Source organism: Enterobacter cloacae complex sp. P40C2 (genome assembly GCF_014930695.1).
GTDB classification, from domain to species: domain Bacteria; phylum Pseudomonadota; class Gammaproteobacteria; order Enterobacterales; family Enterobacteriaceae; genus Enterobacter; species Enterobacter pasteurii.
Genome location: NZ_JADBRP010000003.1, coordinates 130,902 through 154,534 on the forward strand (window position 1 = coordinate 130,902; position 23,633 = coordinate 154,534).

Consider the following 23,633-nt stretch of genomic DNA (forward strand, 5'->3'; position numbering starts at 1 on the left):
CCCGTGTCCGGCGTAGGTCAAAGCGTGGAAAAGACGGGGATAATCACGTTACCTCTGGCGTTTAGGCAAAGATGTCAACGGCACTGGTGCCGCGAGCGGCGGATTGCAGGGCGGCAGGGACCGGCAATAGCTCCTCGCCCTCATCGTTAAAGCCGCCGTGCTGGCCGGAACGCGACGCGTGCTGCTGTTGTCCGGATGAGGACTGCTGCTGTCCGGCAAAGCTCTCACCGCTGACGCTGCTTTGTGAAAGCTGAATGCCGTTTTCCGCAAGCTGCGTGCGCAGGACAGGCAGGGCCGCTTCCAGCGCCGCGCGGACGTGGCCGTGCGGGGAAACCATCTGCAGCTGTGCCTGGTTGTCATCGAGCTTAAGCGAAATGTGCACCTGACCCAGATCCTCCGGGTGCAGACGCAGCTCCGCGGTCTGCTGTCCCTGCTTTGTGAACAGCGTGATGTGCTGGCTCAGGTTCTGCTGCCATTCTGGCGTGCCCAGCGGCTGGCTTAGCACCGGCGCAGTGGCAACGGTCGCGGCTGGCTGAGACGGCGTCAGGCCGCTGAGTATCGGTGCCAGCGTTGCGGTTGGGCCCGCGGTGGACGACGGGGTGCTCAGCACGTCCTGTTTCTCAGCGGCGGCGACAACAGGCGTAAGGGTTGCCGTGGCGGGCAGCGTCTTATCGCTATCCTGAACCGATACGTTTTCCTGACCGGTTAACGTGCGGCCAGGCGTCGATTGCGGGCCGTTACCCGTCTGGGCCAGGGCAGAAGTGAGGGCGGCACGCGGCGCGGCTCCCCCGGTACCCGCAGGCTGCGGCGCTATCGGCGCGGCGATCTGCTGGTGCGGCAGCATCGCCATCAGCGCGCTTAACCCGGCCAGCTCGTCTTCGTCGGTGGCGGCGTCGGGGTCTGCTTTCGCATCCGCATGGGCCAGCACCTTCAGCGCATCGGTGCCCGTCGCAGGCTTGAGCCCGGAGACGAGGCTTTGCAGGGTGGTGTCATCCCCGGATAGCGTCTCCTGGCGGGTAATCAGCTCGGCGATTTTGGCCTGGAGCGCGGTATCACCGCTCTTTTCCTGCGCCGCTTTCGACAGCTTGCTGCCAGCCGCCTTCAGGTCGGCCAGCGTCAGCGGCGCATCTTTGCCTTTACCGGTGGTCTCCGTCAGCGCGCCCGCCAACAGAGAGAGAAAATCCTGCGCACCCTCAGCGCCTTTTCCGGCCAGCGTGCCGCCGGTCAGGTCGCTGTCGGTCATCAGCAGTTGTTGCAGTGTGATCATTCTGGTTTCCTCATTGATGCGCGCTGGGCAAACTCATCCATTTTTTTCTGATCCAGACGGTTTTCCGCCAGGGTCGAGGCGGCAATCTGCCGGTCCTGTAACGTTTGCCAGGCCTGCAGCCGCTGTTTTTTCTCGCGCCAGAAATTGAGCGCGGTATCCACTTTTTGGGTCCACTGGTTAAGCTGCTGGCGATGCTGCTCAATTGCCTTTTCCAGCGTCTGGATAAACTGCTGGTAGTTAATCCAGCGCTGGCTGCCAATGCCCTGCGTCATGTCGGTGTTAAGGTTGGTGCGATATTCATGCTGATAGTCGATTAACATCTTCAACTGCTCTTCAGCCTGCTGGCACCCGCGCCGCATTGCGCCAAGCTGCAGTGCGGCATCGTCAACTTCTTTTTCAGCCAGATCTTTTAGCGTTGATAACGCGCTGTTTTGCGCCATGACCTTCGCCCTCCACCTGTGTTACGCCTGCGGGAAAATCAGCTCCAGAGCCTGGATGGAATCGTCCCAGTCGGCGCGTTCAAAAATACCCTGTTGCAGAAACGCCTCCAGCTGCGGCCACAGGGCAATCGCCTTATCGAGCATCGGGTCGCTGCCTTTGGCGTACGCCCCAACGCTGACCAGATCGCGGTTGCGCTGGAAGCTGGAGAGCAGTTGTTTGAAGTTACGCACGCGGGCGTAGTGCTTCTCGGTAATCAGCGCCGTCATCGCGCGGCTGATCGAGGCTTCAATATCGATAGCCGGGTAGTGCCCGGCTTCGGCCAGACGGCGCGACAGCACAATATGGCCGTCGAGGATGGCGCGCGCGGAATCGGCAATCGGATCCTGCTGGTCATCGCCTTCGGTCAGCACCGTGTAGAACGCGGTAATCGACCCTCCGCCGCTGATGCCGTTCCCCGCGCGTTCAACCAGCGCCGGGAGTTTGGCAAAGACTGACGGCGGATAGCCTTTGGTGGCCGGTGGCTCACCAATGGCCAGCGCGATTTCACGCTGCGCCATCGCGTAACGGGTCAGGGAGTCCATGATCAGCAGCACGTGCTGGCCCCGATCGCGGAAATCTTCCGCTATGCGGGTGGCATAGGCGGCTCCCTGCATACGCAGCAGCGGCGACACGTCAGCCGGTGCGGCGATCACTACCGAACGGGCGCGGCCTTCCGCACCCAGAATATTTTCGATGAAGTCTTTTACTTCGCGACCGCGCTCGCCGATCAGGCCAACGACGATGACGTCCGCCTGGGTATAGCGCGCCATCATGCCGAGCAGAACGGATTTACCGACGCCGGATCCGGCGAACAGGCCCATACGCTGCCCGCGGCCTACGGTAAGCAGGGCGTTGATGGGGCGAACGCCGGTATCCAGCACATGCTCAATGGCCGTGCGCTGCAGCGGGTTAAACGGCTGCGTGATCAGCGCCCCGGTTTCGGTGGTGTCGGGGGAGGGGAGGCCGTCAAGCGGCTTACCGCTTCCGTCCAGCACGCGCCCCAGCAGCGCCGGGCCGAGCGGCAGCTGTTTGCCGCTTTGCAGCCCATCGCCGGTGATGTTTTTCGCGTAGACGCGCGCGCCGGGCAAAATGCCCTCCACTTCCTCAAGGGGCATCAGGAAAAGCCGCTGGCCGTTAAATCCGACCACTTCGCTCTCCACTTCGCGCATCTCCAGGCCGTCCTGACGCTCAATCACGCAGGTGGCGCCGAGCGGAAGCTGCAGGCCCGTGGCCTCCAGCACCAGGCCGGTGGCACGCGTCAGGCGTCCATAACGACGAACGGACGGCAGCTGCGCCATCTTCGTTTCAAAATTATCGAGCGTGTTGAGCCAGCGCGTCAGGCGTGCGGTCATCAGACGACTCCCGGTGCCGCCAGGCGACACAGTTCCTGCCAGCGGGTCGCGACGCTGGCATCCAGGTCGCCCTCATCGGCGGAGACTTTACAGCCCCCGTGATGGAGCGACGGGTCGCCCCGCAGCCGCCAGCCGTGCAGGCTCAGGGTTGCGCCGAGGCTCTCCTCCACGCGCTGTAGGTCATCCGGGTGAACGCGCAGCTGCGGCTTACCGCTGAACAGCGGCTCCTGCTGGAGCAGGGCCTGGATCTGCTTAATCAGCGCCGCGTTATCCACTACCGGCGTCTGGCCAATTACCTGGCGGGCCGCCTCGAGCGCCATCTGCATCAGGCGCGAGGCGATGACGCTGTCCAGCGCGTCCAGCGTGTGCTGAAACTCGCTCACCAGCTGCTGCATGCGGGCATGAAGCGGCGCCTGCTGCTGGCGCGCCTGCTCAATACCCTGCTCTAAGCCTTTTGCCATCCCTTCCTGATAGCCCTGCGCGTGGCCAGTCTGACGACCTTCGCTCATCCCGGCGTTAAAGCCCTGCTCGTGAGCCTGCATTTGCAGCTGGGCCAGCATCTGGGCGCGCTGTTCCTCCTCGCTCAGCTCCGGCACCTCCTCTGCACCGGTGTCGTCCTCGTCGGACGACAGGACGGCGGGCGTAAACGCCGCGGCAGGAGGGGAGAGGTCGTCAGGCGTCCAGCGCTTCCACGACAGTTCATCAGACATAGGTGTCGTCTCCGCTGCCAATCACCATCTCGCCGGTTTCCGCCAGACGACGAACGATAAGCAGGATCGCTTTCTGCTCGTTCTCTACCTGAGACAGACGCACCGGACCACGGTTGGCCAGGTCGTCGCGCAGAATATCTGCCGCACGCTGGGACATGTTGCGCAGGAACTTCTCGCGCAGCGGCTGCTCGGCACCCTTGAGGGCGATAAGCAGGGATTCCGAATCCACTTCCTGGAGCAGGCGCTGGATGCTGCGATCGTCCACTTCGACCAGGTTTTCGAACAGGAACATCTCGTCGATAATTTTCTGCGCCAGTTCGCCGTCGAACTCGCGTACCGCCGTAATAACGGCTTCTTCCTGCTGGGTTTTCATCAGGTTGATAATTTCTGCCGCCGTTCTCACGCCGCCCATTTTGCTGCGCTTGAGGTTTTGGCCGTCGAGCAGGTTGTTTAGCACTTCGGTCAGCTCCGCCAGCGCGGCTGGCTGGACGCCGCCGAAGGTGGCGATACGCAGCATCACGTCGTGGCGCAGACGCTCGTCGAACAGCGCCAGAATATCGGCCGCCTGGCCCCGTTTGAGGTGGACCAGAATGGTGGCGATAATCTGCGGATGCTCGTCGCGAATAAGATCCGCGGCGCTCTGCGGCTCCATAAAGTTGAGCGTTTCGATTCCGCTGGCGGTGTCGCGCGTTTCGAGAATATCTTCCAGCAGGCTGGCGGCGCGCTCTTCGCCCAGCGCCTTGACCAGCACGGAGCGCAGGTAGTCGTTGGCGTTGATGTTGAGCGCCGCGAACTGTTCTGCTTCCTGCTCGAACTCGGACAACACCTCGGTCAGCTGCTTGTTGGAGATCTGGCGCACGTTCGCCATCGCCGCGCTGAGAATTTGCACTTCGCGCTGGGAGAGGTGTTTAAACACCTCTGCCGCACGATCCTCGCCAATGGTCATCAGCAGGATGACGCTCTTATCGGTGCCTGTAAGCGTGTTACTCATGTTCGTTACCCATCCACTGGCGGATGACCAGCGCCACAACGCGCGGATCGTTATCTGACATTTCGCGAATACGCTGGCTCATCACCTCAGCGCCCATGCGCTGATTCGCCCGGCGCTGCTGAAGCTGTTCATCTTTGCTGAGGCGAACTTCAACCGCTTCCTCCACGTCCTGACGCGTGTTCATCTGTTCCTTAGCGGCTTTCTCGGCTTCAGCACGACGCTGCAGCTGAGGACGAACGCCTTTACGCCACAGCAGCCACGCGACAATCAGCACCAGCAGCCAGCGGCCTGCGGACATCAGCTGGTCGATAAACGCCTGCTGTTGCCAGAACGGCAGCTCACCGCCGCTTTCATCCACCGCGCTGAACGGGGAATTGACGACGTTCAGGGTATCGCCGCGTTTTTCAGAGAAGCCCATCGCTTCGCGGGTCAGGTTTTCGATCTGCTTCATCTGCTCCGCGGTGAGCGGCAGCGGTTTTCCATCCGGCAGCGTTTTGTAGTTCACCACCACGGCAACGGAGAGGCGCTGAATATCGCCGGTGTTCATTTTGGTATGGCGGATCGTACGGTCGACTTCGTAGTTGGTCGTTTCGTTACGGCTGCTGTTGCGCGGGCCTGCGCTGTTTGCCGTAGAGGTGGTCTGCTGGGCGTTTTGCTGACCGTTCTGCTGGTTTGCCGGCGGCGTGGAGATTGGCGCGGCGTTAGCAGGCGCGGGCTGGTTAGAGAGCGCGCCCGGCACGCCGCCAGGATACTGGCCGCCCACCTGTTCGGTTTCGTTGATTTGACGCGAGCGCAGCACGGCGCGGGAGGCATCCCCGTTCGGGCTGTACTGTTCTTCGGTCTGTTCTTTATTTGAGAAATCAATCTGCGCGGTGACCTGCGCGTGCACGTTGCTGTTGCCCACAACCGGACCGAGGATCGCTTCGATGCGGCGCTGGAGGCGGCCTTCCACATCGGCGGCATACTTCAGCTGCGCGTCGTTGAGATCGCGCCCCGCGCTGTTGGACTGCGTCAGCAGGTGACCGCTTTGATCCACCAGCGTGACGTTACCCGGCGGCAAACCGGCTACCGCACTGGAGACCAGATGCGTGACGGCGCTGATCTGCCCTTCATCCAGCGCGCGGCCCGGTTCGAGGTTAACGGTCACAGAGGCGGAAGGGGATTTTTGTTCGCGGACAAACAGGGACGGCTTGGGCATTGCCAGGTGCACGCGTGCACTCTTCACCGGGCCTAAGGTCTCAATGGTGCGGGCCAGCTCGCCTTCCAGCGCGCGCTGGTAGTTAACCTGCTCGCTGAACTGACTGATGCCGAATTTTTCCTGATCCAGCAGCTCAAACCCAACCGCGCCGCCTTTGGGCAGCCCCTGCTGGGCAAGACGCAGGCGAAGCTCGTGCACTTTATCCGCCGGTACTTCGAGCGCACCGCCGTTATCGGCAAAGCGATACGGGATGTTCATCTGGGTCAGCTGGGTAACGATGGCTCCGCCATCCTGGTCGGAAAGATTGCTGTAGAGCGTGCGGTAATCCGGGCTTTTTGCCCATAAGACCATCGCAACAACGATCGCGATGGCGGCAGCGCCTGCCACAATCAACGGGATTTTAGGGTTCGCGCGAAGGCGGTTCATCCACTCGAGTGATTTATTCTGTGGCGCTGTCGATGCTGCTGTCGCACTCATTGCGCACCTCTTAAATCCTGGTGGTTTACGTTATTCGTGTAGAGAAACAAAACTGACTCCCGGGTCGGCAAACACGACAAAAGTTCCATACTGATGGCCCTGCCATTATTTGATGATTCGGGATTTTCTATGCGTCAAATAACCTGGTTTTTTAACGCTATTTACCGCCATTATCTTATTGACAAGCTGTTAGTCTTGACCTCGTAAAAAACCATCCAGGGGAGAGTCATGGCTATACAGGGTATTGAAGGGGTGATCAGTCAGCTGCAGGCAGCGGCGATGACGGCCCGTAATCAGAACGTGGCTGACCAGCAGCCGGGCATCAGCTTTGCCGGCCAGCTGCATGCGGCGCTGGACCGGATCAGCGATAAGCAGAACGCGGCCCGTACCCAGGCTGAAAAATTTACCCTCGGTGAACCCGGCGTGGCGCTCAACGATGTGATGGCCGATCTGCAAAAAGCGTCGGTATCACTGCAGATGGGACTGCAGGTGCGTAACAAACTGGTGTCGGCGTATCAGGAAGTGATGGGCATGCAGGTGTAATCAGTGCCAATCTTACGCTGGCAGCCTGATGGCTTTAATGCCACAATATTTTTTTCTTCGCATGCAGGAAAGATGATGAAAAAAGTAGCAATTGTGGCTGCGATGCTGGCGCTGGCGGGATGTGTTCAGGTCGATAACTACCAGGAAGTAATTAAGCATCCGGTACCTTCTCAACTGGCGGGTTACTGGCAGTCGAAAGGGCCGCAGAGCGCGATGGTCAGCCCGGAAGCGATTGCCACGCTGGTGGTGACGCAAGAGGGGGATACGCTTGACTGCCGCCAGTGGCAGCGGGTAATAGCCGTGCCGGGCAAGGTCATGCTCCGTTCGGACAGCTACTATAACGTGACGAGTAAGCTTGACGTCTATCCGCTCGAACGTGACGGAACAACGCTTGAATATGACGGTATGGAGCTGCAAAAGGTCGATCGCCCAACGGTGGAGTGCGCAGATTATCTGAGCAAAAATCCGCTGGAGAGCAAGCTTCCCTAACGGTAAAAGCAAAACGGCAATTATATTGCCGTTTTTAGGGTTTGCTCCCTCTCCCCGTGGGAGAGGGTCGGGGTGAGGGCATCAGGCCGCACTTTTCCAGTACTAAAGCGCGTCCTCAATGACCCAGACGCTGACGCTTCCGCCGTTACAGTAGAACGTTCCTTCACCATCCGCCGCCGTGGTCACGGTTTCCTCGCGATTGCCCAAAAAATCACGCCAGTTTTTATTGCCGTAATTTTCACCGAGACAGATCGTTTTCTCGCCGTCATCACCGTTCGACAGCACCACCACGCAGCCAGGGTTATCCTCCGTTCCGCTGCGGCTGAAGGCAATGCAGTTTGGATGGTCGAAAAAGAGCGTCTGCACGCCGTGGGCGAAGCGCTGTCGGGCGAGGATCAGCTCGTGGAGCTGCTCGATCACCGGCATATCAATGTGGTACGTTTCGCCATCACCCCCCGTGTCGTCATAGCTGGCACCAAAGAGATCCGGATAGAACACGCTCGGCACGCCGTTTTCACGCAGCAGGATAAGGGCATAGGCCAGCGGTTTAAACCACGCTTCAACCGGTGCCTCCAGCGCCTGTAACGGCTGGGTGTCATGGTTGGCCACCAGCGTGACGGCATGGAACGGATCGGCTTCCACCAGCGTGCCGGTAAAAATCTGGCTCATGTCATAGTCGCGGCCCTGGCGTGACGCTTCGTGAAACTTCATCTGCAGCGGCGCATCAAACAGCATGGTTTTACCGTCCACCTGGTTGATGTAGTGCTGCAACTTATCCACCTCATGAGACCAGTATTCCGCCACGATAAACAGCGGCTGCGCGGCTACCTCCTGGACATGTTCAATCCACTCTTTGTAGAACCACGCCGGAATGTGCTTTACCGCATCCAGGCGGAAGCCGTCGCAGCGGGTCTGTTCCATTACCCAGCGCGCCCAGTACTTGATCTCCTCCGTCACCGCATGGTTACGAAAATCGATGTTCTCGCCCATCAGGTAATCGAAATTGCCCATCTCGTCGTCGACCTGGTCGTTCCAGCCCTCGCCGGTGTAGTCGTTTACGATTTTGAAGATGCCGTCTTCGTTGGGGTTCTCGATGTGGTCGATACCGCTGAAGCATTTGTAATCCCAGATAAACTGCGAATACTGGCCCGCCCGCACCGGAAAGGTGTAGCGCGTCCAGGCTTCACATTCGATTATCTCATCGCCAATCTGCGTGCGATCCTGGGCATCCACGCGCTGGACGCGCACGGGTTCTTTTTCATCGGCGCCCATTTTGTGGTTAACCACGACGTCCAGCAGGACCGCAATCTGGTTGCTTTTTAAGGCGTCGATGGCCTCCAGCAGCTGCGCTTTATCGCCGTATTTCGTTGCGATGCTGCCCTTCTGGTCAAACTCACCGAGGTCAAAGAGGTCGTAGGAGTCATACCCGACGGAATAGCCTCCGGATGCGCCTTTATATGCAGGCGGCAACCAGACCATATTAATGCCGATTTCGTTAAGATTGGGGGCTAATGCCGTGACCTCTCGCCACAATTCACCGCCAGCAGGGTAGTACCAGTGAAAACATTGTAACAGGGTGGGGTTTTTCATCGTCCGTGCTCCAGAAGCCGTTTGGCTGACTTCTGGAGTATGGATCAAGAATCGCTAACGTGTATTAGTGATTCATCTCTCCGGGAAATAATATGTTGCCCGAAAGCCTGCCGTAGGTGACGTTGACGTTTTTTTGCTTATTGGTTTGGGCAATAAGACCGCTCAGCTCGCTCATTCTTTCCTGCAGCAACTCTTTAAGAATGAGTTCATTCTGAAGCACCTGATTCAGGATGACCATCGCCTGGTCCTGAATGGACTTGCTGTCAGGCGGAAAAGGGGTCGTGCTGATCTCTTCAACCAGCGAAACGTACGCAACCTCCCGATCGATTAGCTCATCCCATTTCCCGGATTGAGCAAGGCTTAGCATGGTATTGCTAAGCGCATAAAGAGCATGCCACTTTTTTAGGGATAAGCTGGAGTCGTTCATTACAGTTAATCCTGCTTGGGAGAATAACCCGGGCCGATTTGCTTCCAGGCGTCGGAAATATTGAGCAGAAGAGCCTCGACCTCGGTAATAGCCTCAATGTCATTGCGCAGGTTTGCATGTAACAGACGGCGTACCATATAGTCATAAAGCGCAGAAAGGTTGTGGGGAAGTTCTCCCCCCACATCCATATTTAACCCAGCCTTCAGGCCATTTTCGATAATATTAATGGCCTTAGACAGGGCCTCGCCCTTAGCGGGAATATCCCCTTGCTCAAGGAAAAGGCGCGCCCGTATAAGCGCGCTATGGATACCGTCGAATAACATGACAACCAACTGGTGCGGGCTGGCACTCAAGACAGCAGATTCAAGACCTACCTGCTGATAGGCTTGTACACCAGATTTGCTATACATATCGGTTCCTTTCTTACTTACTGCTGAACTGTTGGTTCAAATAAGTGGCCGTACTGTTGAATTTGGTGACCAGCTTATCCAAATCGTTAAACTGCTTTTTATAGCGCGCCATCGTGGCTTCGATGGACAGCTCCATCGCGTCGTAACGTTTGCCGATGGACTTAAGCGTGGCGTTGATACCGTCCTTCGCATTCTGAATAACGCCCTCTTTACCGACAGAGGTGCTCAGCATATCGGTCAGCTTGTTATTCATCTGCGTGGCGAAACCGGTCGTTTTGCCGTCACCCACAAAATAGGCCTGCACGCCAGCAGGATCTTCCGTGAGGATTTTGGTTAATTTTTTATCATCGATCTTCAGGTTGCCAATTGCGCCATCTGCACCTTTAACCGGGTCCTGCGTGATACCAAGCTGAGCCATGATGGCATAAGAACCGCTCTGCACATTGGTCAATAAAGCACGCAGATCGGATTGTACTCCGCGGATAGTACTGTCACCCATGAGTACGCCGTTGTTCGACGACTGGGCGGTTGCACCCACAGCAGGCGGCTCATACTTGGTCAGCGAGGCAATGGTGGACTGCAGCGCGTTGTAGGCATTCACCCATTCCGTAATGGCTTTTTTGTTGTCGTCTGTCGAGCGCGCTACCGTCAGGGTTTCATCTGCCGTGCTCGGCGTTTTCAGGGTTAACGTAACCCCGGGCAGGGCGTCAGTGATGGTATTGCTCTGGCGAACAATTTGGATACCGTTCACGTTAACGACGGCATTCTGCGACTTCACCTGCTCGTTAAGCGCGCCGCTGCCGATGACGGCATTCAGCGTATCGTCCCCGGTTACCGTTACGGTCATATCGGAATCGGTACCCGTGGTTTTAGAGGTCAGCATCAGGCGGTAGTCGCCGTCGTCGGCCTTCACCACGCTTGCCGATACGCCGCCGTTGGCCGCGTTAATGGCTTTCGCAATCCCGTTCAGCGACGTGTCGACATCGGCAAGCGTAACCGTCAGCGGCTTGCTGTCGGCTCCTGCCTGGGTGATGGTAATGGTTCGGCTGTTGGAACCGGTTGTGCCGCCTAACTGCTTTGTATTGCTGTCAATGGTGCCGGGCGCGGTCGTCAGAACCTGGCCTTTCGCAATCTTGCTGACGTTTACGGTGACATCGCCAACGTTGGCGCTGGAGGTACTGACCGCCGAGAACGCGGTGTTGGTGCTGCTAATTGACGTGGAGTTCCAGGTATCCGTTTTTGCCAGCTTGGCAGCTGCGGTTTGCAGGGTCGTCAGGGCGCTTTGCAGTTTGCCGTAACCGGTAATTTGCGCGTCGTAAGTCGTTTTCTGTTTGGCAATGGCCGTTAATTTTGTCTCTTCTGCAGCCTGGAGCTTATCGTACAGATCCTGCAGGCCGGGCATGCCCACCCCGAGATTACTGATTGTCGCCATGTAATATTCCTTCTCAATGGATGTTTCAGTCGTTTATCGGCCAGGCTGGCAAAAAGTTTACGGCGAGCCAAAAAAATTTATCGCGTAATAAGCGTGCATACAGGCAGCGTCAGGCGTCGTCATTTTGCATGCTTAAATTAGTGCTGGCGCCGGTTTAATGTAAATAAAACTTTATAAAACAATAAATTAAATATTTTCTTCGATATTTTCTAAAGTCTGCTGCCAGGGCGTCGATAACCTTGTTGACGGTGAGAGACGCCGTGAGTGTTAGGCACCGACCCTAGAAACCATTTTTGAAGGAATTAAAATTATGGCAGTTATCAATACTAACCTGTTGTCCCTGACCACTCAGAACAACCTGAACAAATCTCAGTCTTCTTTGGGCACCGCTATCGAGCGTCTGTCTTCCGGTCTGCGTATCAACAGCTCTAAAGATGACGCTGCTGGTCAGGCGATTGCAAACCGTATGAATTCTCAGATCAAAGGGATGACTCAGGCTGCACGTAACGCTAACGACGGTATCTCTCTGGTTCAGACCGCTGAAGGTAACCTGAACGAGATCAACTCCAACTTACAGCGTATCCGTGAGCTGGCTGTTCAGGCTGCGAACGATACTAACGGCACCACTGACTACACCTCAATCAGCACTGAAATCACTCAGCGTCTGGGTGAAATCGACCGTATCGCTGGCGCTGCTAACTTCAACGGCAAAAAACTGCTGGACGGTAGCCAGACTGCTTCCCTGAACATCCAGGTTGGCGCGGGTACTGGCGCTACTGATAGCATCGCTATCACCACTGGCGCACTGATCAATGCTAAAGCAACCAGCCTCGACACTGGCCTGACCGGTACTATCACCGACAACAGCACTGCTAAAGCGTTCATCACCGCTGCAGACAACGCTATCTCTAAAATTGATACCGCTCGTTCTAACATGGGTGCGATTCAGAACCGTTTCGAATCTACCATCAACAACCTGAACAACTCTATCACTAACCTGTCTGCTGCTCAGTCCCGTATCCAGGACGCTGACTACGCAACTGAAGTTTCTAACATGTCTCGCGCGCAGATCCTGCAGCAGGCTGGTACTTCCGTGCTGTCTCAGGCAAACCAGGTTCCACAGGCGATGCTGTCCCTGCTGCGTTAATAGCCGCAAAATATGTAAAAAAGGTTGCTGGAAACAGCAGCCTTTTTTTTCACTCTTTATCCTTAAAAATACCCGCACGTAATCTGCAAAATAAGGCTGCATTTAGCAGCGTTTTCCCGCCATCACCCCCCGTAGCGCAGTGGTACTCTGCCTAAAATCTCTTTTTCCGGTCGTCTGACGACAGTTTACCGATGAGTTATAAGATGAGTGAATTCGCACGTAGCCGGGCTATGCGTCAGTTTTATCGGGATGTCTTTACCCGGTTTATCGATCTCCCGGAAGCCGACGTTATGCCCGCAAACATCGCGGCGGAAATCTTCAGTTTTAAGAGCGCCAATATTACCGCCCTCGAGCCGACGATCCGTGCGGCAGAAACGGGGCTGGAGGCGGAAAAAGATGCGGCCTTAAAAAATATGCTGTGCGCGATCGTGCTGGCCAACGGCGCGCTGAATGACGCCCGCACTGGCGAAGGAGAGGCATTATCCGCAGACCAGCGCGCCCGGCTTACCGAATATATCGTCTCGGCCCTAAAAGCCGACAGCAATATTAATTATCTTGTCGCCGCCATTCAGCTGTTATTCCGGGTGAATGAAATCAGTTCAGCGCTATTTTTGATAAACAATAACCTTTCGCTGGTAAGCAGCTCGGCCCCGGTACTGAAAATCCTGCTGCTGATCTGCTTAATGGAAAACGACTTCAACCAGGCGATGGTGGTGATCCAGGCGCTGACCGCGGATGCGTCGTTGATTGGCGAAGATCCCATGGCCCTGCTGATGATCGCCTGTGGGATCTACAGGCTCGGGGGCATTCCGGATTCTTACATCGATTTCCGATCGCTGAACGCGAGTGAAGGCGTGGTGAAGGCGGGAGCCTTTGAAAACTGGATTGAAAAAACCTCAGCCGGTAAAACGACGGTGTTGTTAACCTGCGATAGCGAGGAGTATTTCGAACACGCCGTACCGATGCTGTACTCCCTGTATGACACCAACCGCGACGTGCTGGATGTTCACCTGCATCTTTTTAACGGTAGCGACGCGGTTAAAGCAAGCCTGACGGCGCTTCGGGAACAGCTTCCGGAACTTAACCTCTCTGCCAGCCATGAAAAAATAGCCAGTAACGCGGACGCGTCGGTAGTCAGCGCTGCCCGTCGTATCGTTTTCCTGCGCCATGCCCTGGCGACCTTCAATACGCCCGTTATTGCCATAAACACGAATGTGCTGGTGCGCAAGCCCTGGACGGAGCCCGACGCGCCGCTGCTGCTGTTGCAGACCGAAGCGGCTCCTTTCTGGGAGGAGGTCTTTGCCGGTTTCATCTACGCCAGACCCGGCGGCGTCGCGCAGCGCTATCTCGACCGGGTGGCGCACTTTATCGACGATAACCTCGCCAGCGGCAACTACGCGCCGGGCCTGGAGCAGGTCGCACTCTTTTCCTGTCTGGACTGCATGTCGCCAGAAGACCATCGCGCCATCATGCGAGCCGAGCGTCGCGTAATGCTGGACAGCGAGGCGGGTGAAGAGGCGTTCAGCTGGGTGACGATAAAGGAAGAAGGGCCATGTCAGGCCTATAAATCGGCGCTCATCCGCCAGTACCAGCGCTGAACCTGGCCTGTAATAACGAGAATCTGGAATAAACGTGACGACACTGTATCCCTACTATCGGGTTAGCCCTGAGACCCTCCATGCCTCTGCGCTGCTTAATCACCTGGCTGCGCCGCTGCCCGCGTTTGCCCGCGTCCTGGAGATGGGCTGCGGATCGGCAACGCGCCTGATTATGCATGCCTGGGCGTACCCCGAGAGTATCGCCATTGGCGTGGATATTGATGAAGAGGCTATCCAGAAAGGGCAGCAGCATGCCGCAGAATTAGGATGTCAGAACGTTGAGCTCTTTGCCGCGGGGTTAGGGGATTTACTGGCTGCCGATCCCGGCGAATTTGATTACATCATTATTCACCAGACCTTTGCCTTTCTGGGGAAAAGCGAGCGGGAAGCCTTGCTGAAGTGGTGTCACGCGCATTTATCGCCCAGCGGCGTTATCGCCATAAAATGGTCCGTACTGCCCGGCAGTTCTGCGCGCCTGACGCTGGGAGAAGCGTTACGGTTTCATCTTGAACGAGCGGAAGAGGGAAGCGACCTGCTGGCCTCCGCCCGCGCCATGCTCAGCTTTATGCTGTTAACGCTGGAGGAGGGCCCGCTCAGGAATGAAGTCCGGCTTGCTGAAAAAATGGACGACAACGCGCTGGTTCTGGCCTACTTAAGCCCGACCGACGGAGCCTGTACGCTTGCTGACTTCAGCGCGCAGGCCGAACAGATGGGCTTGCAGTATCTGGGTGACGTACTGCCGCAGTCGGAGCTGGGAGGCTACTATAACCCGAAAACGGCACGGCTGCTGGAGGCCGTCAGCGACGGTGCCAGCAGAACGATGGCACAGCAGTATCTTGACTACGCCGTGCAGCGAGAAGAACGCTTCACCCTGCTGTGTCATCTGAACGCGCTCTCGCCTCCTGCCGAACCGGATCTTGACCAGCTCAAAAACCTGCACTGGGCCGGCAGCTTTGTGCCGGTGGACGTGGATCCCGCAAAAGCGCCGCACGAATTCAGAAATAATAACGGCCGAATCATTCGTACCGACAACGCCATTATTATCCGCATCATGGAACTGCTGGGTAACGCCTGGCCAATGTCCTTAAGCTTCGAACAGCTGGTGCTCAACTGCCGTGCCCCTGAAACTCAGGAGGATTACCAGCAGACGGTATGGGAAGCCCTGAAAACGCTGTTCATGACCTGCGCTGATGGCTTCTTCTGGAGCGCCGCTCCTGGCGCATATAACGCCGCGCCGCATGATGAGCTGGTGCCGGTAGGGCGACTCCCCTCCGGGCGTCCTGCAGAGAATATCCCCCTCATGAACCTGTGGGGAGAGTGGGTCTCATTGACTCCCGACGAGTGGCATTACCTGCGGTTTGATATGAACAGGGCAGGGCAGGCGAACTGGGAACACTACTCGGCGCTGAAGATTAAAGGGTTGCTTACGGGCTCGCCGGAGGCCTGGAAAAAACAGCTCCAGCGTTTCCTGCGAGCGGGCATGCTCGACGTGCTGAAATCGCAACTTTCTCTGCTGTTGTTATTGAGCGTCGAGAGGGCGCAGGGCGGAGTGCTGCTGAAAGGCAATGCCGAACCCGAATTAGCCGATCCGGCCGTCGATGCGATTTACGAGCGGGCGAACGGCCTTATTCAAAAAGGACGCTCTAAAGAGGCGCGGGAATACGCCCGCGAATTAATGGAGAAAAACCCCGACAATATTCACGTGCTTCGCTGCTACTCAAAAACGTGCGTATTGACCTCGGCCTGGGACGAGGCTCTGGCCTCGCTCTGCAGGCTGATGGGATATTATTTCTCCAGCCTTGATATCTATTACGATCTTGCCACGGTGCTCCAGCGTAAGCGTGAATTTTACGGATCCCGGCAGATCGTCCGTACCTTACTTCGCCTCAACAATAAGAATATTGACTACTGGCTCAGCCTGGCGTCGCTGCATCATGCGTATGGCGATATGTCGCTGGCAGAAAAATGCTGCAGGGAAATTATGCGCTTCCAGCACCCTGGCCCCAGCTCGCTTGGTCTTACCGGCATCGTCCTGAGTGACAATCATAAAATGGCCGAGGCGCGCTATTTCATGGAAAAGGCCGTCGAGCTCAGTAACTACAATTTTGGTTACTTCAGCAATTTACTCTTCGTGATGAGTCACGACGCCAGCGTGAAGGCGGATGAACTGCTGGAAAGGCATCTGGAATTTGGTCGTCGCGCTTCAGCCTGGGCTAAGGAGAGCGGGGTTAAGCTTGCGCTCGGCAATTCCCGGGAGCCTCAGCGCAGGCTCCGGCTCGGCTTTGTTTCCGGTGATTTGCGCAAGCACCCCGTGGCCAATTTCCTGCTGCCTTACTGGGACGCCATCAATCGTGAACAATATGATTTGATTGCCTATAACACCCTTTTCCTCGAGGAGGATGACGTTTACTGCCACCTTCGCGAGAGCGCTACCCTGTGGCGCCAGGTGGATGCCATCAGCGATATCGAGCTGGCGAAGCTGATAGCGGAAGACAAAATCGATATTCTGTTCGATTTATCGGGCCATACCGCCTACAACCGGCTACCGGTATTCGCCCTGCGTCCGGCCCCGATCCAGATAACCTGGATAGGTTATCCCGGTACGACCGGTATGAAAGAGATGGATTATATTCTGCTTTCATCGAGCCTGGCGCAGTCGCCGGCGCTTGAAGAACAGCTGGTGGAAAACGCGATGTTCGTCGCAACGCGTAAGAGCTTCCAGCCCCATCCGCGAAGCCCGGACATTAACCCATTGCCCGCGCTTCGCAACGGCTATATTACGTTTGCCAGCTTTAACCGTTCTAAAAAAATAAACGACCAGGTTCTGGACGCGTGGGCCGCTATTTTACAGGGCTATCCTGAGGGTCGCTTGTTAATCGGTAACATGACCGACGCCGAAATGATCGCGGCCATGACAAAACGTCTCAGGCAGCGTGGTATTTCTCAGGACCGGCTGCTTTTCAGAGGACTGGTCGAACTGGACGAGTACCTGGCTCTGCATCATGAAATCGATATTTTGCTCGATGCATTCCCCTACAGCGGCGGAACGACCACGCATCACGGGGCGTGGATGGGCGTGCCGACATTGACGATGAATGGCCCAACCATACCCTGCCAGCAGGGCGTCGATATTATGCGTTCTTACGGGCTGGAGCAGTTTATTGCGGCAGATGAAGCCGATTATATTTCCAGGGCCACCGGCTGGAGTAAACGTATTCCCGAGCTGGCTGAAATACGTCAGGGGATGCGGGAGCGGATCCCGGTCGACCATGTACCCGATTTTAACGTTGCTGAAAACTTTGAACGGGCGCTGCGCGAAGCGTGGGGGATCTATTGCCGTGGAGAAAAACCGCATGCCTTCCTCATTGCTGAAGAGCGCGCATAAATGAACATCGCTAATAACGCAGGCCGTCTGGAAAAAATTTGCCGGTATCAATACCGAGGTACGCTATGAGTGAAATTTACGTAACCAGTCCTTTTTTGCCTCCTCTGGAAGAGTTTATCCCCTATCTGGAGCAAATATGGCAAAACAAGACCCTGACGAACGGCGGGCCTTTTCACCAGCAGCTTGAAGAAGCGCTGGCGGAATATCTTGGCGTAAAGCACCTGTCGCTGTTTGCTAACGGTACGCTGGCCTTGCTGACGGCGTTTCAGGCACTGCGTCTGAGCGGCGAGGTGATCACCACGCCTTATTCCTTTGTAGCAACCTCGCATAGCCTGCTGTGGAATGGCTTAACGCCCGTCTTCGCTGATATCGATCCGCGAACCTATAATATTAATCCGGATCGTATCGAAGAATTAATTACGCCGCATACCACGGCAATTTTACCTGTCCACTGTTACGGTATTCCTTGCGACATCGATAAAATCCAGAAAATTGCGGACGTTTACGGTTTGCGGGTTATTTATGATGCCGCACACGCCTTTAACGTGCGTAAAAATGATGTCAGTATTTTAAACCACGGCGATTTATCGATACTCAGCTTCCATGCCACCAAAGTCTTTAATACCTTTGAGGGCGGGGCGATTATATCCCAGGATCTAAAAACCAAGCAGCGCATCGACTATCTCAAGAATTTTGGCTTCGCTGGTGAAACCCGCATCGTGGCCCCGGGCATTAACGCCAAAATGAATGAAGTGGAAGCCGCGTTTGGCCTGCTTCAGCTTAAGCATATCGATAAAGCCCTGGAGGAGCGCAAGGCGCTCCATCAACGCTATTGCGACCTCCTGGAGGGGCTGGAAGGATTAACGTTCGTCGACGTGCCAGACGATGTGAGCTGGAATCACGCCTATTTTCCGGTGCTCATTGAGCCGGAATTTGGCAGAAGCCGCGATGAAGTCTATGCGCTATTCAAGGCAGATAACATTCTGACGCGCCGCTATTTCTATCCGCTGATCAGCTCCTTTGCCATGTACAGAGGTTTCCCAACGTCCGCGGAAGAGCATCTGCCTGTGGCGAACGCTATCGCCGACAAGGTGCTGTGCCTGCCTGTTTATCCGGGATTAACGTCACAGGATCAGGATCGGGTGGTGAATGCCCTGAAGCGCGCCGCGCTGCCCGGGCGGTTACCGTCTGACGAGTCAACAATACTCACGGCGCTGGCGGTATGACGATGACGCGTACTGCCATGATCCTTGACGCGGGCTTTGCCTCACTGCCCTTGCAGCAGGCCATTAAGGCGGCGGGTTTTCGCACGCTCGCCTGTAGCGGAAAAGCGCAGGATGCGGGGATGAAATATGCCGACGCGACCTGCGTGCAAAATTATGCCGACAGCGACGCCGTGCTGGCGATTGCCCGTGCTGAAAACATTACCGCGCTTTCCCCGGGCGTAACCGACGTCTCTTACCTGTCTGGCTGTCGGGTCGCGCAGGCGCTGGGCCTTCCAGGCTTCGACGAGCCCGACGTCAGCGATCTTCTCTTTCTTAAGGACCGTTTCAGGAAATGGGCCAGCGCCCGGGGATACCCTATCCCGCAGGCCGCCAGCAGCCTTCAGGAGGCGCGCGCTATGGCGTTTCCGCTGCTGGTTAAACCCGTTGATGCCTACAGCGGAAAGGGGATTTCACTGATTCATCAGCCGTCAGAGCTTGATGAGGCGGTAAATATCGCCCGTGCGGCATCGGCAGGAGGGGAGTGCGTCATTGAGACGTTCTGCCAGGGTGCCCTGTACAGCCACTCCGCCTTTATCCGGGGTGGGCAAATCGTCTGCGAATTTTTTGTCGATGAGTACTGCACGGTCTACCCGTGGCAGGTGAATAGCAGCTGCCTGAGCGTCAACCTCAGCGAGCCGATGCGCGATCGCATCAGCGAGTGCATGCAGGCCATCGTCAGTGATTTGAATCTGGTAGACGGTTTGTTGCATACCCAGCTTATCGCTGACGAAGAGGCGTTTTGGCTGATTGAGGTTACCCGCCGCTGCCCCGGCGATCTCTACTCGAAGCTGATTGAGTTCTCAACGGGCATAGATTATTGCCGCGAATTTGTCGCCCCCTTTATCGGTGAGCAGAGCGCGTTCGCGCACCGGCGACCGGCGCGCCAGCGCTACATTGCGCGCCATACGGTCTCCAGCGAACGGCAAAGCCGTTTCTTCGGCTTTAGCTACGCCTCGCTGCCGGCCACGGTCATGCAGGCTGTCCCGCTTAAACAGCCGGGCGATGAACTCGGGCCTGCCCCCGGGGATCGCGCCGGGCTGGTATTTGCGGAGTTTACCGAACTTACTGCCATGGCGCGCCACACGCCGCAGCTAAAAAACTATTTCTCTTTTACTACGTTGTAAGGACCGGATTATGAACAGGCCGCTGTCACTCGGATTTATCGGCGGTGGGATCAATTCCGCCATCGGCTTGACCCACAAAATCGCCAGCCAAATGGATGGACATTTCCAGCTCACGGCGGGCTGCTTTAGCCGCGATGCGTCCCTGAACCAGCAGACGGGACGGGCCTGGGGGCTTAACGACGAGTCCATCTACACCAGCGCGGTTACCCTGCTGGAAGAACAGCACGCGCGGCTGGATGCCGTGGTTATCCTGACGCCTACGCCGGCCCACCGTGAAATTATCATGGCCGCTCTGGAGTACGGGCTGCCGGTTATCAGTGAAAAAGCGTTGGTTGCCAGCGCGGGCGACGCGCGGGATATCGCCCGGCGCGTGGCGGACATGAAAGGGCAACTGTACGTCACCTATAACTACACCGGTTATCCCATGGTTCGCGAACTGCGCGAGCGCCTGCTCAACGGCGAGCTGGGCAAAATTCAGCACGTCATGGTTGAAATGCCGCAGGAAGGGTTTATTCGCAGTCGTGAGGATGGCAGCGTGCCGCAGCCTCAGGAATGGCGACGCGTTGACGGGGACATTCCCACCGTTTCGCTCGACCTTGGTGTCCATGTCCACCAGCTGGTGGAGTTTCTGACGGACAGGCAAGCCGAAGATGTCTATGCGATCAACAGCACCTTTGCGCGCGTATCGGACGTTGTCGATACGGTGAACCTGGTGTCCCGCTATGGCGACGATATGGTTTGCAACTACTGGTATGGCAAAGCGGCGCTCGGTTACCGCAACGGCCTGCGCATCCGCATCTATGGAGCGCTGGGCAGCGCAGAGTGGCTGCAGATGGAACCCGAATATCTCCGTCTTGCCGATGAACACGGCAACGTGCGGCTTATCGACCGCACGGCGGGAGATAACTGGGTGGCTAATCAGCCGCGCTATTGTCGTTTTAAGGCAGGGCATCCCGCCGGCTTTATTGAGGCGTTTGCTAACTATTACGCCGACATCGCCGCCAGCTTACGCGGTGAGCCTACAGGATACAGCCTCAGCTGCGATACCGCCGTTCGCGGCCTGGAGTTTCTCGAAAAAGCGCAGCAGAGCGCGGTGACGTCTGCGAAAGTCGATTTGCATCGTTAACAAAGGTTTAGCTGAGGACCACATGACATTACTGGAACAAATACAGGGCTACGATAATCACTTCGTTGAAAGCATCCGCGCTATGCATGCCAGCGGTCTTCCGCTGGTGCTGTACGGCGCAGGCTGCCTCGGGCAGATGACCGCGGAATTTATGTTCCGGGAAAATATGCCTCTCGATAAGGTGGCATTAAACCGACAGTACCTGACCGAGGGCATGACCTTCCACGGCCTGCCGGTGGTGGCGATTGAAGATCTCATTGAACAGCCCGGTGAATTTAACTGTATCGTGGCGCTACAGTACGTAAGCGAAGCGTTGCAGGACGAATTACGTCGCGGTGGTGCCAACGTGCTGGTATACGATCCCGCGTTTATCGGCGTAAGCACCCGTCTATGGTATACCCCGTCGTTTTGCGCCGGGCATAGCGACGTCCTCGAAAAGGTCTATGCAGGCCTGGCAGACGAACGCTCAAGAGAAACGCTGGTCGCATTCCTGAAGCAACGTCTGAGCGCAACGCGTGGCTATTACCAGACGGTCTACGAGCCAGCGCACTATTTCCCTGCCGATGTTCTCCGTCTACAGGATAACGAAGTCTTCATCGATTGCGGTGCCTACAATGGCGACAGCATCGGCGCGTTTATGCAGGAAGTGGAGCGCCAGCAGGTCGCGATGCCGGAAAAAATTGTCGGTTTCGAACCGGATGCCGGTAATTATGCTCAGCTTTGTGACAATACGCGTCGGTGGCCATTCTGCCAGCCGGTGCAAAAAGGGGTATGGGATAATAAAACCGTTCTCTCTTTTCAGTCGGGAAATGCCCTCTCTTCACGCCTTGTGGAGCAAAGCAGCAATACCGTCACCATTGAGCTGGACAGCATCGATAATATCCTCCAGGGCGGTAAAGCCACATTTATAAAAATGGATGTCGAAGGGGCGGAGCTTAAAGCACTGGAGGGCGCCGCTGAGACTATTCGGACCTGGCAGCCGCTGCTGGCAATCAGCCTTTATCATAAACCGGAAGATTTGCTGACTATTCCGCAATATATTCAGTCACTCAGCGCAGATTACGCCTTTTATCTTCGCGGCCATCATCCGGAACTGGCTTTTGAACTGGTTTTATATGCTGTGCCAGCGTCGAGGATTATAAAGTAATAGGCAAATAACCCCCCATTTCACCCATTATTCATCCAATTGATTACCCTCCAGAATCGGATAATCATGCCGATAACTCAACTAACGCAGGGCTGTTTATCGTGAATTCACTCTATACCGCTGAAGGTGTAATGGATAAACACTCGCTGTGGCAGCGTTATGTTCCGCTGGTGCGTCACGAAGCATTGCGCCTCCAGGTGCGTTTGCCGGCGAGCGTGGAACTGGACGATCTGCTGCAGGCGGGCGGTATCGGGTTATTGAATGCAGTTGACCGGTACGACGCTCTGCAAGGAACGGCATTTACGACTTACGCAGTGCAGCGTATTCGTGGTGCGATGCTGGACGAGCTGCGCAGCCGCGACTGGGTGCCGCGCAGCGTTCGCCGCAACGCCCGTGAAGTAGCGCATGCAATGGGGCAGCTGGAACAGGAGCTTGGGCGCAACGCGACGGAAACGGAAGTGGCGGAACGCCTGGGCATACCTGTTGAAGAGTATCGCCAGATGTTGCTCGATACCAACAACAGCCAACTCTTTTCTTACGACGAGTGGCGCGAAGAGCATGGCGATAGCATCGAGCTGGTGACGGATGAGCATCAGCAAGAAAACCCGTTACACCATTTACTGGAAGGTAATTTACGCCAGCGCGTGATGGAAGCGATTGAAGCGTTACCGGAACGTGAACAACTGGTGTTGACGCTCTATTACCAGGAGGAGCTCAATCTCAAAGAGATTGGCGCCGTGCTGGAGGTGGGTGAGTCACGGGTGAGCCAGCTGCACAGCCAGGCCATTAAACGTCTGCGCACAAAACTGGGTAAGTTATAGGTGATTGATTCACCTGAAAAATGCCGCACAACGTATTGACAACCAGGAGTTATCATGACGGTGCAGCAATCAAAAAGACGGCCTTTAAGCCGCTACCTGAAAGACTTTAAACACAGCCAGACGCATTGCGCCCACTGTAAAAAACTACTCGACCGCATCACGCTGGTTCGTCGCGGCGAAATTGTGAATAAGATAGCGATTTCCCGCCTCGACACGCTGATGGATGAAGCCGCCTGGCTTGAAGAGCAAAAAGAGTGGGTGGCGCTTTGCCGTTTCTGTGGCGATCTCCACTGCAAAGAGCAAAGCGACTTCTTTGATATTATCGGCTTTAAGCAATTCCTGTTTGAACAAACCGAGATGAGCCACGGCACCGTGCGGGAATACGTCGTTCGCCTGCGTCGCCTTGGTCAGCACCTGACCCTGCAAAATATCTCCAGGGATCTGCTGACAACCGGCTATCTGGATGAAAATCTCGAGCCGTGGCTGCCTGCCACCAGCACCAACAACTACCGCATCGCGCTGCGCAAGTACGCCCAGTATAAAGTCCAGATGCCGGGCGTCATGAAGCAGAAAGTCCGCGCCGGAACAACTTCTGATATATATTAAAAAAGAATAAGATGTAGCGCAGCCGCCTTTGACGTTGCAGGCGATTTC

21 protein-coding genes are annotated in these 23,633 nt (G+C 56.4%); 11 read left to right on the plus strand and 10 right to left on the minus strand.

Annotation, left to right across the window (positions count from 1 at the left end):
* Positions 1-61: 61 nt before the first annotated feature.
* Genes fliK through fliF form a run of 6 tightly spaced genes read right to left on the minus strand, consistent with a single transcriptional unit; the run spans position 62 to position 6,475 of the window.
* Positions 62-1,267: a flagellar hook length control protein FliK gene (gene fliK / locus IM304_RS08305; protein WP_193354681.1), complete on the minus strand. Its 1,206-nt coding sequence runs from the start codon at positions 1,265-1,267 to the stop codon at positions 62-64.
* Positions 1,264-1,707 (minus strand): flagellar export protein FliJ, encoded by a 444-nt coding sequence (gene fliJ, locus IM304_RS08310; protein ID WP_006811155.1) that lies wholly within the window; start codon positions 1,705-1,707, stop codon positions 1,264-1,266. The genes fliK and fliJ overlap by 4 nt, the downstream gene beginning before the upstream one ends.
* A 21-nt stretch (positions 1,708-1,728) precedes the next feature.
* Positions 1,729-3,099, minus strand: coding sequence for a flagellar protein export ATPase FliI (fliI, locus tag IM304_RS08315; RefSeq protein WP_148418153.1), 1,371 nt, complete (start codon positions 3,097-3,099; stop codon positions 1,729-1,731).
* Positions 3,099-3,809, minus strand: a complete 711-nt coding sequence (gene fliH / locus IM304_RS08320) for a flagellar assembly protein FliH (RefSeq protein ID WP_148418152.1) — start codon at positions 3,807-3,809, stop codon at positions 3,099-3,101. The genes fliI and fliH overlap by 1 nt, the downstream gene beginning before the upstream one ends.
* Positions 3,802-4,800, minus strand: a complete 999-nt coding sequence (fliG, locus tag IM304_RS08325) for a flagellar motor switch protein FliG (RefSeq protein WP_148418151.1) — start codon at positions 4,798-4,800, stop codon at positions 3,802-3,804. Before fliG ends, fliH begins: the two co-directional genes overlap by 8 nt.
* Positions 4,793-6,475 carry a flagellar basal-body MS-ring/collar protein FliF gene (gene fliF, locus IM304_RS08330; RefSeq protein ID WP_148418150.1) on the minus strand — a complete coding sequence of 561 codons (1,683 nt, stop codon included), beginning with the start codon at positions 6,473-6,475 and terminating at the stop codon, positions 4,793-4,795. The genes fliG and fliF overlap by 8 nt, the downstream gene beginning before the upstream one ends.
* Positions 6,476-6,703: 228 nt before the next feature.
* Here fliF and fliE point away from each other — a divergent pair, with 228 nt between their 5' ends.
* Together fliE and yedD are read left to right on the plus strand one after the other, a co-directional pair.
* Positions 6,704-7,018 (plus strand): flagellar hook-basal body complex protein FliE, encoded by a 315-nt coding sequence (fliE, locus tag IM304_RS08335; protein WP_148418149.1) that lies wholly within the window; start codon positions 6,704-6,706, stop codon positions 7,016-7,018.
* 75 nt (positions 7,019-7,093) lie between these two features.
* Positions 7,094-7,507 carry a lipoprotein YedD gene (yedD, locus tag IM304_RS08340; protein WP_193354680.1) on the plus strand — a complete coding sequence of 138 codons (414 nt, stop codon included), beginning with the start codon at positions 7,094-7,096 and terminating at the stop codon, positions 7,505-7,507.
* A gap of 102 nt (positions 7,508-7,609) precedes the next feature.
* Here the strand turns inward: yedD and amyA are convergent, their stop codons facing one another.
* The 4 genes from amyA to fliD form a co-directional block, all read right to left on the minus strand.
* The gene (gene amyA, locus IM304_RS08345) at positions 7,610-9,097 is read right to left on the minus strand and encodes an alpha-amylase (RefSeq protein WP_148418145.1); all 1,488 of its coding nucleotides are present in this window, start codon (positions 9,095-9,097) and stop codon (positions 7,610-7,612) included.
* A gap of 64 nt (positions 9,098-9,161) precedes the next feature.
* The gene (gene fliT, locus IM304_RS08350; protein WP_148418144.1) at positions 9,162-9,524 is read right to left on the minus strand and encodes a flagella biosynthesis regulatory protein FliT; all 363 of its coding nucleotides are present in this window, start codon (positions 9,522-9,524) and stop codon (positions 9,162-9,164) included.
* 5 nt (positions 9,525-9,529) lie between these two features.
* The gene (gene fliS, locus IM304_RS08355) at positions 9,530-9,934 is read right to left on the minus strand and encodes a flagellar export chaperone FliS (RefSeq protein ID WP_148418143.1); all 405 of its coding nucleotides are present in this window, start codon (positions 9,932-9,934) and stop codon (positions 9,530-9,532) included.
* 13 nt (positions 9,935-9,947) lie between these two features.
* Positions 9,948-11,366 carry a flagellar filament capping protein FliD gene (fliD, locus tag IM304_RS08360; RefSeq protein ID WP_193354679.1) on the minus strand — a complete coding sequence of 473 codons (1,419 nt, stop codon included), beginning with the start codon at positions 11,364-11,366 and terminating at the stop codon, positions 9,948-9,950.
* Between the two features lie 310 nt (positions 11,367-11,676).
* On the opposite strand from fliD, the gene IM304_RS08365 reads away from it, so the two are divergent.
* From IM304_RS08365 to fliZ, 9 genes are all read left to right on the plus strand, one after another.
* Positions 11,677-12,513, plus strand: coding sequence for a flagellin (locus IM304_RS08365; RefSeq protein WP_047652381.1), 837 nt, complete (start codon positions 11,677-11,679; stop codon positions 12,511-12,513).
* Between the two features lie 203 nt (positions 12,514-12,716).
* Positions 12,717-14,111 (plus strand): hypothetical protein, encoded by a 1,395-nt coding sequence (locus IM304_RS08370; protein WP_193354678.1) that lies wholly within the window; start codon positions 12,717-12,719, stop codon positions 14,109-14,111.
* A 34-nt stretch (positions 14,112-14,145) separates the two neighbouring features.
* Positions 14,146-17,496, plus strand: coding sequence for a methyltransferase domain-containing protein (locus IM304_RS08375; protein WP_322091057.1), 3,351 nt, complete (start codon positions 14,146-14,148; stop codon positions 17,494-17,496).
* A gap of 65 nt (positions 17,497-17,561) precedes the next feature.
* Entirely contained in the window at positions 17,562-18,722 is a 1,161-nt protein-coding gene (locus IM304_RS08380; RefSeq protein ID WP_148418139.1) for a DegT/DnrJ/EryC1/StrS aminotransferase family protein, read from the plus strand.
* A gap of 2 nt (positions 18,723-18,724) precedes the next feature.
* Positions 18,725-19,885 (plus strand): ATP-grasp domain-containing protein, encoded by a 1,161-nt coding sequence (locus IM304_RS08385; RefSeq protein ID WP_322091056.1) that lies wholly within the window; start codon positions 18,725-18,727, stop codon positions 19,883-19,885.
* A 10-nt stretch (positions 19,886-19,895) separates the two neighbouring features.
* On the plus strand, positions 19,896-21,011 hold the full coding sequence (locus IM304_RS08390) for a Gfo/Idh/MocA family protein (RefSeq protein ID WP_193354676.1): 1,116 nt from the start codon (positions 19,896-19,898) through the stop codon (positions 21,009-21,011).
* 22 nt (positions 21,012-21,033) lie between these two features.
* Positions 21,034-22,158, plus strand: coding sequence for an FkbM family methyltransferase (locus IM304_RS08395; protein ID WP_193354675.1), 1,125 nt, complete (start codon positions 21,034-21,036; stop codon positions 22,156-22,158).
* Between the two features lie 101 nt (positions 22,159-22,259).
* Positions 22,260-22,979, plus strand: coding sequence for an RNA polymerase sigma factor FliA (locus IM304_RS08400; RefSeq protein WP_003859623.1), 720 nt, complete (start codon positions 22,260-22,262; stop codon positions 22,977-22,979).
* Positions 22,980-23,033: 54 nt separating this feature from the next.
* A complete protein-coding gene (gene fliZ / locus IM304_RS08405; RefSeq protein ID WP_176610002.1) occupies positions 23,034-23,585 on the plus strand; it encodes a flagella biosynthesis regulatory protein FliZ in 552 nt (183 codons plus the stop codon).
* The last annotated feature ends 48 nt before the right edge of the window (positions 23,586-23,633 follow it).

Bases quoted from the DNA above. Each gene is read 5' to 3' on its own strand.
- IM304_RS08370 (WP_193354678.1), top strand. From the start codon at position 12,717: ATGAGTGAATTCGCACGTAGCCGGGCTATGCGTCAGTTTTATCGGGAT.
- fliF (WP_148418150.1), bottom strand. From the start codon at position 6,475: ATGAGTGCGACAGCAGCATCGACAGCGCCACAGAATAAATCACTCGAG.
- fliI (WP_148418153.1), bottom strand. From the start codon at position 3,099: ATGACCGCACGCCTGACGCGCTGGCTCAACACGCTCGATAATTTTGAA.
- IM304_RS08390 (WP_193354676.1), top strand. From the start codon at position 19,896: ATGAACAGGCCGCTGTCACTCGGATTTATCGGCGGTGGGATCAATTCC.
- fliZ (WP_176610002.1), top strand. From the start codon at position 23,034: ATGACGGTGCAGCAATCAAAAAGACGGCCTTTAAGCCGCTACCTGAAA.
- IM304_RS08365 (WP_047652381.1), top strand. From the start codon at position 11,677: ATGGCAGTTATCAATACTAACCTGTTGTCCCTGACCACTCAGAACAAC.
- yedD (WP_193354680.1), top strand. From the start codon at position 7,094: ATGAAAAAAGTAGCAATTGTGGCTGCGATGCTGGCGCTGGCGGGATGT.
- fliS (WP_148418143.1), bottom strand. From the start codon at position 9,934: ATGTATAGCAAATCTGGTGTACAAGCCTATCAGCAGGTAGGTCTTGAA.
- fliK (WP_193354681.1), bottom strand. From the start codon at position 1,267: ATGATCACACTGCAACAACTGCTGATGACCGACAGCGACCTGACCGGC.
- fliE (WP_148418149.1), top strand. From the start codon at position 6,704: ATGGCTATACAGGGTATTGAAGGGGTGATCAGTCAGCTGCAGGCAGCG.
- amyA (WP_148418145.1), bottom strand. From the start codon at position 9,097: ATGAAAAACCCCACCCTGTTACAATGTTTTCACTGGTACTACCCTGCT.
- fliD (WP_193354679.1), bottom strand. From the start codon at position 11,366: ATGGCGACAATCAGTAATCTCGGGGTGGGCATGCCCGGCCTGCAGGAT.
- fliG (WP_148418151.1), bottom strand. From the start codon at position 4,800: ATGAGTAACACGCTTACAGGCACCGATAAGAGCGTCATCCTGCTGATG.
- fliT (WP_148418144.1), bottom strand. From the start codon at position 9,524: ATGAACGACTCCAGCTTATCCCTAAAAAAGTGGCATGCTCTTTATGCG.
- IM304_RS08385 (WP_322091056.1), top strand. From the start codon at position 18,725: ATGACGCGTACTGCCATGATCCTTGACGCGGGCTTTGCCTCACTGCCC.
- fliH (WP_148418152.1), bottom strand. From the start codon at position 3,809: ATGTCTGATGAACTGTCGTGGAAGCGCTGGACGCCTGACGACCTCTCC.
- fliJ (WP_006811155.1), bottom strand. From the start codon at position 1,707: ATGGCGCAAAACAGCGCGTTATCAACGCTAAAAGATCTGGCTGAAAAA.
- IM304_RS08380 (WP_148418139.1), top strand. From the start codon at position 17,562: ATGAGTGAAATTTACGTAACCAGTCCTTTTTTGCCTCCTCTGGAAGAG.
- IM304_RS08395 (WP_193354675.1), top strand. From the start codon at position 21,034: ATGACATTACTGGAACAAATACAGGGCTACGATAATCACTTCGTTGAA.